Source organism: Rhodococcus sp. T2V, assembly GCF_029269925.1.
Taxonomy (GTDB): domain Bacteria; phylum Actinomycetota; class Actinomycetes; order Mycobacteriales; family Mycobacteriaceae; genus Rhodococcus_F; species Rhodococcus_F koreensis.
In genome coordinates this window covers 52,217-64,736 of the sequence record NZ_JARJBD010000057.1, presented here as the reverse complement: position 1 = coordinate 64,736, position 12,520 = coordinate 52,217, and the positions used below count along the sequence as shown (strand labels likewise).

Sequence of the window (12,520 nt, the reverse complement as noted above, 5' to 3'; positions counted from 1 at the left end):
TCACCAACGCCAACCCGACCAGGCGCAGGTCGACGCGTTTTTGTTTCGCCTTGCCGCGCTGCGCGATCGGGGCGGCCTCGTTGCCGGAGTCGATGTAGGTGGCGAAGTTCGTCATGTCCAGCACCAACGCGGTCAGGTCGAGACCGAATTCGGTGACCATCCGCGCCGACAACGCTCCCTCGATCCGGGCCAGATCGTCGCGGTCGAGACGGTCCATCGCCGACCAGAACTTGCGGTGATCGAGGGACCCGGCCGGCAGTGGGCACCACCGCGGTGCGGCGGTGGAATCCCACCAGGACGCGAACGCCGCCTTCGAGCACGGGGCGACGATCCGGTTCAGCGTGGCCAGCGCGATATAGGTGCCCACCGATACCGCCGCATCCGAGCGGCGCGGAGCCACCCCGTCGATCGCCTCGGCCACGCCGAGACGTTCGAGCACCGACCATACCGCGGCGACATCCCCGAACTTCTTGTGTGCACTGCGCACCGGCGCACCCGCTTGCGCGCCGGCGAGTTTGGCCGTCACCTCCTCCGCGCTGCCCAGGTACTGTTGCGAGACGATGCGCGGTTTACCCTCGACCCGGGCGGACTCGACCAGGTAGTAGTACGTCTTCCCTCCCTGCCGTTTCCCCACGATCGAAGCCATATATAGGTAATACACTCTCCGGTCGCGTTTGCCCAGCTCAACACGCACGACGCGACACGAAAACTCGGCTACCTAGGAAACTCACGCTAGGGGAGCTGCTGACGGACTGTGAGAAGGGCAAGCTGCAGCTGCCCGACTTCCAGCGAAGCTGGGTCTGGGACGAGGAACGCATCCGGAGTCTCATCGCCTCGGTGTCCAGGGCCTTCCCGGTCGGTGCCCTGATGACCTTGGAGACGGGAGGGGGTGTCGAGTTCAAGCCGCGACCCGTGGAAGGTGCGCCACTTATAGCGGCGGAGCAGACGCCGTCGGCCCTCCTGCTCGATGGCCAGCAGCGCATGACGTCGTTGTACCAAGTGACACTGCGCAAGCAGGTGGTCGAGACCGTGACGCCCAAGAAGCGCCCGGTGAAGCGCTGGTTCTACATCGACATCGAGAAGGCTCTCGACCCCTTCGTCGATAGGGAAGACGCGATCTTCGGTGTACCCGAAGACCGGGTTATCAGGAGCGATTTCGGACGCAAGACGGAGCTCGACCTTTCGACCAGAATGGGCGAGTTCGAGAACCTGATGTTTCCGGTGTCTATGGTGTTCGACTTCCCTGAATGGCAGAAGGAGTGCGTCAGTCACTTCATGTCGTCCGATCCGAATAGCTTCCAGGAGAAATGGACTCTTCTTAACACCTTTCAGGAGCAGATCGTCGAGAACTTCACCAGCTACCACGTGCCGGTGATCGCCCTCGACAAGGACACCTCGAAGGAAGCCGTCTGCGTCGTATTCGAGAAGGTGAACACCGGCGGCAAGGCGCTCGACGCATTTGAACTGATCACCGCCATGTATGCCGCCGAAGGTTACGAACTTCGGAAGGACTGGTTCGGTGAAGGTACGACCGTAGGTCGGCAGGCACGCTTGGCGCGGACGCACCGTCTCGCTGACGCGAAGTCTGGAATTCTTTCCGAGGTGTCAAACACTGATTTCCTACACGTCGTCTCGCTATTTCACACGCGTGAGAAGCGCCGTGATGCCGCGGCTGCGGGGAAGACAGGCAAGGAGCTGCCCCAGGTAATTGGTAATCGTCAGGCGCTTCTCAATTTGCCACTCTCTGCGTATGTGAAGTACCAAGACCAGGTCGAACAGGGATTCGTCGCGGCCGCGAAGTTCCTTCATCGTCTCCACATCTATCGCATCTTCGACCTCCCATATCAGACCCAGATAATCCCCCTCGCGGCGATCTTGGCGGACATTGGCGACGACATTGACCATGTCACGAATTACGCGAAGCTTGTCGAATGGTATTGGAACGGAGTGTTTGGCGAGCTGTACGGCTCCACGACGGAGAACCGAATTGCCAAGGACTTTATCGAGGTTCCTGAGTGGATGCGGGGAGGTCCGGAGCCAACGACCGTGCTCGATGCATCCTTCCGCGCGGAGCGACTGAAGACCATGCGGATGCGCTTGTCTGCGGCGTACAAGGGAGTAAATGCGCTGCTGATGTTGAAGGGCGCAAAAGACTTCCGATCAGGGCAGGAGTTCGACCACACGGTGTTCTTCGGCGAGAACGTGGACATCCACCACATTTTCCCAAAGAAGTGGTGTGAAACGAACGGGATCCAGCGTTCCGTGTATGACTCGATCATCAACAAGACCCCGCTGTCTTTCAGGACCAACAGGATCATTGGCGGAGAAGCTCCATCGCTTTACCTGGCAGGTCTCGAACGAGGCAAGGGGAATGCGCCGGTCATCGCCGCCGAGACTCTGGATGGGTATCTCTCGAGCCACCTGATCAATCCGAATCTGCTTCGGTCAGACGAATTCGAAGCGTTCATGGCTGACCGGCAGCGGCAGCTTGTGTCCCTCATCGAGAAGGCGACTGGTAAGTCGATACCTGTCGATGACGTGGTCAGTGACGAAATCTCACGCGCTGACCTCGACGCCGAATTCGAAGCCGAGTTCGGGCCGGATGACGACGAGTCGGTCAGCGATGGCGAAGAGGCGCGTCTAACTCTGTCTACCAGCTGAGCGTTTCACCCGGTTGGAAGTTGCGACAAGTGCATCGCAGCGGGTGCGGTCGCACCAAAACGACCCAGCGAGACAGGTGCCCAGTTGGTTTCACCATCTCGCTGGGGTCGTTCGGGGCGTGATGAACCCGGCGCCCTACGGAGTTGTCAGATGTTGACGCCGTAGTCGCGTGCAATGCCGGCGAGCCCGGAAGCGTAACCCTGGCCGATTGCACGGAACTTCCATTCGCCGTTATGGCGGTACACCTCGCCGAAGAGCATGGCCGTTTCGCTGGACGCGTCTTCAGTGAGGTCGTAACGGGCAAGTTCTATACCGGTGGTGCTGTCGACTACGCGGATGAAGGCGTTGGTGACCTGTCCGAAGGACTGGCCGCGGGTGTCGGCGTCGTGGATCGAGACAGGGAAGAAGATGTTTGTGATATTCGGGGGAACGGCAGAGAGATCGACGTTGATCGATTCGTCGTCGCCGTCTCCCTCGCCGGTGAGGTTGTCACCGGTGTGCTCGATCGAACCGTCGGGGGAGCGGAGGTTGTTGTAGAAGACGAAGTGAAGATCGGACAGCACCTTACGGTCTTGGCCCGTGGCGAGCGCGCTCGCGTCGAGGTCGAAGGGTGCGCCGGTGGTGCTGCGGGCATCCCAACCGAGACCGACAGATACCGTCGTCAGGTTCGGTGCCGCCTTCGACAGGGAAACATTTCCGCCTTTGGCCAGGGTCACGCCCATGGTGAGTCCTTTCGAGACTGCGGACGCCGACTCTATCGGCGTCCCGGTGTTCGCTTTTCGCCCTCACAATAGCCACGTCATCCGACGTTGTCGGTCGAAGTGAATGCGCTGAGCCGGAGGCGCGGCTCGATCGGCGGCCAGTGGACCAGGATCGTGGTGCGTAATGACGCGTCCGGTAACGGACTCCGCTGTCGGTCCGACTACCAAATGAGAGGGCCACGACACATGCGTGAGCGGGAGGGGGATGCAGTGCTGCGGTACGACGGCATCAACGGCCAGATCCTTGTCGACCACCCGTATATATGGATTACCCGCGAGGGGCTGGTCGCGGATGCAGGCTTTCCGTTTCCCACGCACCCGCGACGAGCGCTGCTGTCCGCTGTGCAGAGGTGCCGCTTCGTTCCAGCATCGAAGGACAGACCAGGCTTTGTGCACATACTCGTGCAAGGTGCTGGAACGCCTGACCACGGAACCGTCGCGCATCCCGATGTCGTATTGTTCGACGTCTCCGACACGGCAGCGATGCGCGAGCTCACCAACGGCCTGGCGCATTACTGCGAGGTAGTAGTCCACGAGGAGGAGTCATCGCACGACTCGGCTGACAAGTTCCTGACCGCGCTCGATGCACTTGAAGGGCTCGCGTCGGTCGACGAAATCATCATGAATGCGGGCCTGCTTGACGAGTCCCAACTGCACGGCGATACGTTCAGCCAACTCGCTGACGAGCTGGACACACTCGACGACGACTCACGAATGACGTGGGGTTGGGTGGGTGACGGATGGTTCGTAGCCGGCGGACATGTCTCGATGCCCGAGGGAGATCGCGAAGACAGACTGCGCGACCTCGCACGGTTGGCAACCAACCTCCGCGGAGATTCAGGCACCAAACAGCTGGCCGCTGCGGTTGCAGGCACTTCCTTAGCTGCCCTCTCTACGATGCGCCTGGCGCAGCTCTGGGAGATCATTGCTCCAGACGTGCAGGAGACGCCACCTGTCCTGGAGGCATTACCACTGGCGCGCCCAAAGCCGCTTGTCACGTCTGTGCCGCCGCTGGCCCCGGACGCCGCGCCGCCCCGAAACGTGAAACCGGCGCCGAAGCCGGTCTCGAAGGCGAAATCGGCGCCGACTGCTCCCGCGTCCTCAACAGTGCAGGACCCCGTCGGATCCGCCGCGGTCGGACGTAGATGGCGGGTGTACCTCGACTGTGCGGGATTTCGCACGCTCGCAGTGTGCGACCCGGCGTCAGGAGAAACCAACATCACCAAGGGTGAGCTGAAGGGGCGCCGCTTTCCGGATCCGTCGTCGGCCGCGGCCGCGGTGATCAATCGGCACGATCCCGGCGAAGCAGGCGACCCTGATGGTTGGGAGCTGTGGATTCTCCACGACAGGTCCGGGCCGTCCACTCGGCTCGAAGCGTCAGGGTGAGATTCCGGCCGAGTGCGCACCGGTCGGACACGTCCATACTGCGTTTCCGGGTGTTCAGCAATCAGGCCCATCGAAGCAGGCCGGCACCGCAGACTTGGGCATCGACTGGTTCCTGAAGGCTGTCCGCGCGAAGGGCGCGCATGGCGAAATCGTGACGACGTCAAGACGTACAGCTGTGCGGATCATTCGCCCGGGTGCTTCGCCCCTGATCGTCAGAGTCAAGACGCGCACCGCGGGCACCTGGCAGGCGCAGAAGAGCGACGAAAGCCCGGCGAACGACGACACCGGCGCGGACTTCTGGGCATTCGTCGATCTGTCGACATCGTCCAAGTCGATCTACATTCTCGCCGCGAAAGACGTAGCAGACGGCATCAGGCGAGCGACCGATGCATGGGTGGCACGCGATCCTCGTCGCGAGCGGAAAGGGCATCACGCGATCGAACTCGACCGGGTGGCTCACGGAAGGAATCGCTGGGACCTTCTAGGACTTCCACGGTAGGACTCGTGTCATTCACGTAGCGGATACCGCGGATGGAATTGAGGACTCCGTTGCGCGCGTGTCTTTCCTGGTCACTACCCTGTTACACGGTACGGGTGCGCAGTAGGCGCACAGGCACGAAGGGGGCGATTCGGTGGAGGTTCGGGAAGACGACCCCCAGCTCAAAGACCGGGTTCAGCGGCTCATGCAGTTCCTACAGGAACTGGTGAAGGCGCGGACCAAACCGGTCCGAAACCTCCGCCTCCACGACGACATCATCTGGTTGAACGAGAGTCGTCTCTCGGTGTCGGTGGATTTCGAGGTTACCGCGGGTGAAGTAGTTATTCGTTCGCGGCGGGTGGCGTTGGAGGAGCCGCCCGAAGTACCTCGGAACCTTCGCGAGTGGATCCAGGGCGATCCCAGAGACTCGAGTGCCTCGTTGGCACTTGTACCCAACGCACCGGCCGTCGAGGGCGAATTCACGCGGTGGCTGTCCGAGTGGCGAATGTGGGCACAGCTCGACCAGGAGCGACGGCCGTATTGGGAGCTCTACCGGGCGCTGCAGCACGCCTTGCAGGAGGTGGTGTCGCGCCCCGAGTCCGTCGAGCTGGTTCTGGCTTCCGGGCTGTTGGAGCTGTCGGCAAAGGTCGCCGGCGAAGACATCCGCACGCATATTGTTACGCAGCCAGTTTCCGTAGAACGCGACGAAACCACCGGGGACCTACTGGTACGACTCAACGCCGACACTGCGCCGAGGCTCGAGGACACACAGCTGCTGACCGGTCTCGACGTGTTCGACGTATCGGGTTCACGCGCTCTCCAGGAGCGGTTGCACGAAGCGACGTCCCCCGTCGACGAGAACATCCTCGTTTTCCTCAAGGAATGGGCCGCGCGTGCGCTCACCACGAACATGGAGGTCGAAGAGAACGGGACGGACTCGCCCTCCGGTCGCGTCCTCACTCCGTCACCAGCACTGGTACTGCGTAAGCGAGGCGCATTCGCGCTGGTCGAGTACTACGAGACGATGATCGCTGCTGCGGAGCGCAACGACAGCACCGTTCCGCTGGGACTTGCGCAGTTGGTGACGGCCATCGAGCCGAATGAGCGAGTCGCGTGGCTCGAGCGGACAGGCTCCGCGCCGTCAGCAGCTCTCGCTGAAGATCCGTTGTTTCCCTTGCCCGCCAACCGTGAACAGAGCGAGATCATCGAACGACTCGCGGACGATAGCGGCGTCGTAGTGGAAGGTCCACCCGGAACAGGCAAGACCCACACCATCGCCAACCTCGTCTCAGCGTTGCTCGCGAAAGGGCAGCGTGTCCTCGTCACCAGTGAGAAGTCGCAGGCGCTCCGGGTACTGCGAGATAAGTTGCCGGAGGAGATGCAGGAGCTATGTGTCTCCATCACGGATATCGGACGGGGTGGCTCCGATGAGCTCAACAAGAGCGTTGCCGAGATAGCTACCCGGAAAGCATCATTCAGTAAGAACGATGCCGAGTCTCGGATCGCCGATCTCACCGACAAACGTCGTCAGGCACTGAGTCGCCGCGCGAAGATTACCGAAGACATCCGAGCCTTGCGTGAGTCCGAAACGTTCCAGCACCCGGAAGTGTCACCGGGGTACTCGGGGACTGCCGCAGCAATCGTTCGAGAGGTCACGAACCAGGCGGAGCTGTTCGACTGGCTCCCAGGTCCGGTCAACGCGGACACACCCCCGCTCACCGGTGACCAGTTCCGAACCCTGATCGCACTAACCCTCCGATCGAGCCCAACCCGCGCGGGGCGGCTCGACCAGTCCTTGCCCACCGTCGACCACCTTCTTCCCCCACTACCCGAGCTGCAGCAGCTGTGCACGCGGGCGTCCATCCGGCCCGCAGACATCAATCCTGGCGCCGCGCAGGTTCTTCAGTTGCTCGGCGGGGCACCGGCAGCGACGTTGATGGATGTGCAACACCGGTGCGAGCGGCTCCAGGCCAAGGTTGCCGAAGTGCGAGCCTTCGAGCCGGCGTTTAAGAACGCGGCCGAGGGTGTGCTGTCGGGTCACACCTCACATCTGTGGTCGAGGACCGCGGAGGTCCCTGCCCTGCTCGACATGGCCAAGCGCGCCGACGCCTTCGTCGGCCCGCGACTCGTCGACACTCCGTTGGTCGGTCGTCGCGCCCTGAATGCCTACGGCGCGTTGGCCGTCGCAATGGAAAAGGGTGTGGAGTGGCGAGCACGTTTCCGCAAGAGTGACGAACAGAAGACCGTCGAGGAGCTCGGTGCGCTCGCCACCGTGGACGGCGAAGACGCCGCCACCGCAGAATCGGCGCGCACAGTCACTGAACACCTTCGGGCGCTCGACTGCGTGCAGAGTGCAGCAACACTCCTCGGGGACCTCGGCATCGTCGTCCACGTCAACGGTTCACGCACCGTCCAGATCAATGAACTCCACCGGACGGTCGTGCAGATCGGGCACGTCAATGCGCTTGCCGCGGAGGCAAACGGTCTGGTCGAGGTGTTGCAGGGAATCAGTCCCGCTGCACCTCGGATCCGAAGCGTCTCGGATGCGCAAGCACTCGCAGCCTCGGCCGGCGCTGTCGCGGCGACTCAGGACGCCGACGCGGCCCGCAACCGAATGAGTCAACTCAGTGCCGAGGTGTCGGCGGTGTTCGGCGGGACACTCGCGCCCGAGTGCATCGACTTGATCGAAGGGCTGGGCTCGGCCGACTGCGACGAAATCACCCGTGCATTGTCCGATCTCGCTGGGGCTCGACAGGAGCAAGAAGAAGAGCGATACCTGAACACCCTGCGTCGGCAGGTCGAGGCAAGCGCTCCCGCACTGGCGACACTGATCGCCGAAACCGCGAATGTGGAGAGCTGGTCGACGCGCCTCGACGGTCTCGAGCAGGCGTGGGCCTGGCGTCGCGCTCACACATGGGTGCAGCGTCAGCACGAGCTGGGTCGAGACAAGCAGCAGGAATCGGACCTGGCGACGGCCGAAGCTGATATCGCCCAGCTGACCGCGCGGCTGGCGGCGGAACGTGCCTGGTTGGGTTGTCTTCATCGGATGACGGCAACCGAAGTGCAGGCCCTGCAGGCGTACCGGGGGCACGTGTCGGCTATCGGCAAGGGCACCGGCAAGTATGCCGAGACCTATCGCGCTTCGGCTCGTGAGGCGATGCAGATTGCGCAGCGTGCGGTGCCCGCATGGGTGATGCCGCTCCAGCAGGTACTTGCGTCGATTCCGCCGGAACCTAACACCTTCGACGTCGTGATCGTCGATGAAGCCAGCCAGGCCGACATCAGCAGTTTGTTCCTGCTGTGGCTTGCACCGCGAGTGATCGTTGTCGGCGACGACAAGCAGTGCGCTCCCAGCGAGGTATCGTCCGGTGCGCTGGACGGAATCTTCGACCGCCTCGACATGTATCTGCACGACGTGCCGGGCTACCTCCGCAACAGCTTCACCCCCCGCGACAGTCTGTTCTCGCTGCTACGGACCAGGTTTGGTCAGGTGATCCGGCTGCGCGAGCATTTCCGCTGTATGCCCGAGATCATCAATTGGTCCAGCAACCAGTTCTACCGCGACGCGCCGCTGGTGCCCGTACGCCAGTTCGGCGCAGACCGGTTGCCGCCGCTGCGCACGACCTATGTGGAGGGCGGGGTCGTTTCCGGGAGAAACGCCACACTGTCGAACAGGCCCGAAGCACTCGCCATCGTCGATGCGATCGAGGCATGCCTGTCCGACAAGGCATACGACGGCAAGACCTTTGGTGTCGTGGTGCTTCAGGGGCAGTCGCAGGTGGACGTCATCCAGAACGAGCTTCTGAAGCGCCTGGACATCGAGGTGTGGGACGAGCGGCGGCTCCGTATCGGAACACCACCCGACTTCCAGGGCGACGAGCGGCACGTCATCTTCCTCTCGATGGTGGTTGCACCCGAACAGCAAATTTCGGCGATGACGAAGAACGACTACCAACGCCGGTACAACGTGGCCGCCTCACGTGCGCAGGACCAGCTGTGGCTGTTCCATTCGAGGACGGCAGATTCGTTGCGCTCGACCGACCTACGGCATTCGTTGCTGACCTACATGCAGTCGACCTCGCCGGCACCGGCAAATCCGATGCCTGAGGGGGTAACGCGAGACGAGCGCCACCGAGACTTCGACAGCCTCTTCGAACAGCGCATCTACCTCGAACTCGTGGCACGCGGATATCACGTGAACCCACAGGTGGAGGTGAATAATCGCCGCATCGATCTGGTGGTCACCGGTGCCGCCGGTCGGCTAGCGGTCGAGTGTGACGGCGACGCCTTCCACACTTCACCGGAACAGGTGCGCGCCGACATGGAGCGCGAACGAGAACTTCAGCGTTGCGGTTGGGAGTTCTGGAGGATCCGCGAGTCGGAGTACTACTTGGATCCCGTCGGTTCGCTGAGCGGGCTGTGGGCTCAGCTCGACAAGCGAGGAATCTCGCCTGGGTCGGTCTCTACCGCGGAGCCTGCCTCGACCTCGACGTGGACGCCACCGGTACTGCCCGACGACGAGTCACTCGCCGAGGACGTGGCTGAGGCGGAGCTGGCGAACGTGCTCCCCTCGGAGTCACTGCCCATCCCGTTGCCAGCTGAGCCGACGGTGGACGTCGATCTGGTCGAGCGGGTGGTGCCCCTGTCCGAGCCGGCGGTGACGACGCCGAAACCGGCAGTGACCGCGCCACCGGCGCCGATTGTCGCCGAAGTGGACGCGCCGGCACTTGAGGTACTTCACGAACCACAATCGGCGGATTCGAGTTCTGCATGGGAAGTGATGCCCGAGAGCGCAATTCCACGGCCTGACGACTATCTCTTCGATCGGCTACTCGCCGCAGCGAAGTCCGGTCCGGTGTCGACCGTCGAGCTCGCTGAGCTGTGGCGACTCGACCGTGTACAGATCTGGTCGGCACTCCGAAAGCTGGCGCATAAGAACCTCATGGACAAGGTGGGGCGTAAGCCGGACATCCGCTACGCACTCGCCGAACCGCTGGAGACGGAAGCCGACACACCCGTCGAACCTTCCCGTTCGCGTCCCGAGCCCGGTCCCCAGGAGTTCTCGCCGCGTCTGCTGCGCACCCTCATCGTCGCCGAGGTGAAGAAGGGGCCGGTGACTCGGACCGATTTACACCGACGACTGCCGGCTGACGACGTGTTGATGCGGGAGACACTGGACGCGTTGGTGTCCGAGGAAACACTCGCCATCGCCCAAGGGAAGTACGTCCTTTCCGAGGACCGCATGGCGCCCGGCGCGGTGGGGGCGGGCCTGCCTTCGGCGAAACGTGCTTCTGCAAAGAGTGTGCTCACCGCAGCCGCGTGGACGAGCCCGGTGACGATGGAACGCGGCTGTCGCCTCACTCGGCTCCCGGACGGCGAGCTCTCGGCCATTCTTGCCGAGCTGGAGCGGGAAGGCTTGCTGCGTAAGCGTGCCGGTGCCGACGGTCCGGAATGGGCCAGGCCGTGACGGCGTTCACGGTTGCCGCCGAACGCCTCGAGCTGCGCGAGTGGCAGCAGGAAGCGCTCGATGCGTGGAATGCGGCGGGTCGCCGTGCGGTGGTCGAAGCGGTGACCGGCACGGGTAAAACCACGCTCGGTATTGTCGCCGCCGCAGAGGCGCTATCTCGCGGACTGTCGGTGCTGGTGGTTGTTCCCGGCATAGACCTCCTCGACCAGTGGCATCGAGCAATTCAAAAGGCGTTGCCAGACCGTCGCGTCGGTCGTCGTGGTGCCGGGTCGTCGGACAGTTTTGCGAACAGCGACATCCTCGTGAGCACTGTGCAATCCGCGATCCAGCACAGTGCGCCGGCCCCGACTCGTCCGGCATTGTTGGTCGCGGACGAGGTGCACCGGTACGGCGCCCTGACTTTCTCACGTCTACTTACCGATGAGTTCACCGAACGGTTGGGACTCACCGCCACATTCGAACGCACCGATGACGGCGTCGAACAACATCTTCTGCCCTACTTCGAGGCTGTCATCTCGGGATGCGACTACGACCGAGGGCACCGCGATGGCATTCTCGCCCCGGTCCGGGTGATGTTGGTTGCCGTACCGTTCTCGGCTGCGGAACAGGGTGCCTACTCCGAGCTCGACGAAACGGCGAAGCGTGAGCGCGGCAACCTGATCCACAAGTACGGCTGCACGGGGGAGCCTTTCGGCGAATTCATGCGCGAGGTACAGCAACTCAGCGAAGGCAGCGGCGATCGTGCGACGTGGGCGGCCAGGAATTACCTACGTGCGTTCTCGCAGCGGCGTGCACTACTCGCGGCAGCAACAGGAAAACTCGAGACCGTTCGAGAGCTCGGGGGAGTGCTGGCACAGACCGGACGTAGCATCCTGTTCTCCGAGACCAAGGAATCGTCGCGTGCGGCTGTGGAGGTGCTTCTCGAGGAAGGCGTTCTCGCGGCGCCGTATACGAGTGACCTGTCCCGAACCGACCGCACCACGCTACTGGGTGCGTTCAAGAGCGGGGCAATGAAGGCCTTGGTTGCCCCAAAGGTGTTGGACGAAGGTGTCGACGTTCCGGAAGCTGATGTGGGCGTCATCCTCGCCAGCAGCAAGAGTCGGCGGCAGATGATCCAGCGGATGGGTCGCATCATTCGTCCGAAGCAGGATGGCCGACACGCGTCCTTCCTCGTACTGTTCGCCAAGGGGAGTGCGGAGGACCCGGAATTGGGTGCTCACGGCACGTTTCTCGAACAGCTGACGGGTATCGCGTCCGAGCTGATCACCGTCGATGCGGATCAGGCGGCGGACGTTCTTCGTGATTGGCTCGGTGGGGTCGAGTCGCTCGACGGCTTACCGGCGGATTCGGCCGACGACGTTTATCGGGAAACTGCCGAGCGACTGGTGGGAGAGACAGACTCTGTGGAGTCCGCGGCGGTCACTCTCGGTTCTGCCGGCTCTGAGCTGCGGGCTGTCCTGAACCGAGTCGCGGAGAACCCACGTGCCGACGACCTCGACATTGTGTTGACAGGATTGTCGGTGCTCGAACCTGACCAAGTTGGTGTCGTGATCTTGCGGTTCGGGCTAGGTGGTCACCCGCCGATGAGTCGGACGGAGGTAGCCGCGACGCTCGCGCTGACGGCGGTCGACGTCGGCCGGATCGAGTTCGCCGCGCTGAGTCGGCTCGAGAAGCCCGACGTTGCCGACGTGCTGGCGAACCTGCTGTAGCCGCGGTGCCAGTCCGTGTCGGATCCACACGCTAGTTTGTGCATTGTTGAAAGTTGCA

Annotated in this window: 6 protein-coding genes and 1 pseudogene; 5 read left to right on the top strand and 2 right to left on the bottom strand. The window is 62.9% G+C overall.

The window, feature by feature from the left end:
• Positions 1-646: pseudogene (locus tag P3H15_RS35160) on the bottom strand (transposase); the annotation flags it as partial.
• 95 nt (positions 647-741) lie between these two features.
• Between P3H15_RS35160 and P3H15_RS35155 the strand changes: the two are divergent.
• On the top strand, positions 742-2,661 hold the full coding sequence (locus P3H15_RS35155; protein WP_276141480.1) for a DUF262 domain-containing protein: 1,920 nt from the start codon (positions 742-744) through the stop codon (positions 2,659-2,661).
• A 146-nt stretch (positions 2,662-2,807) separates the two neighbouring features.
• Here P3H15_RS35155 and P3H15_RS35150 read toward each other — a convergent pair whose 3' ends face one another.
• Entirely contained in the window at positions 2,808-3,383 is a 576-nt protein-coding gene (locus P3H15_RS35150; protein ID WP_276141478.1) for a TerD family protein, read from the bottom strand.
• A gap of 249 nt (positions 3,384-3,632) precedes the next feature.
• Here P3H15_RS35150 and P3H15_RS35145 point away from each other — a divergent pair, with 249 nt between their 5' ends.
• From P3H15_RS35145 to P3H15_RS35130, 4 genes are all read left to right on the top strand, one after another.
• Positions 3,633-4,808, top strand: coding sequence for a hypothetical protein (locus P3H15_RS35145; RefSeq protein WP_276141477.1), 1,176 nt, complete (start codon positions 3,633-3,635; stop codon positions 4,806-4,808).
• A 94-nt stretch (positions 4,809-4,902) separates the two neighbouring features.
• Complete coding sequence (locus tag P3H15_RS35140; protein WP_276141476.1) at positions 4,903-5,307, top strand: hypothetical protein; 405 nt, start codon at positions 4,903-4,905, stop codon at positions 5,305-5,307.
• A gap of 133 nt (positions 5,308-5,440) precedes the next feature.
• Positions 5,441-10,753 carry an AAA domain-containing protein gene (locus tag P3H15_RS35135; protein WP_276141475.1) on the top strand — a complete coding sequence of 1,771 codons (5,313 nt, stop codon included), beginning with the start codon at positions 5,441-5,443 and terminating at the stop codon, positions 10,751-10,753.
• Positions 10,750-12,462, top strand: coding sequence for a DEAD/DEAH box helicase (locus tag P3H15_RS35130; RefSeq protein WP_276141474.1), 1,713 nt, complete (start codon positions 10,750-10,752; stop codon positions 12,460-12,462). Before P3H15_RS35135 ends, P3H15_RS35130 begins: the two co-directional genes overlap by 4 nt.
• The last annotated feature ends 58 nt before the right edge of the window (positions 12,463-12,520 follow it).

Excerpts from the sequence above, each read along its gene's own strand:
- P3H15_RS35150 (WP_276141478.1), bottom strand. The coding sequence starts at position 3,383 with ATGGGCGTGACCCTGGCCAAAGGCGGAAATGTTTCCCTGTCGAAGGCG.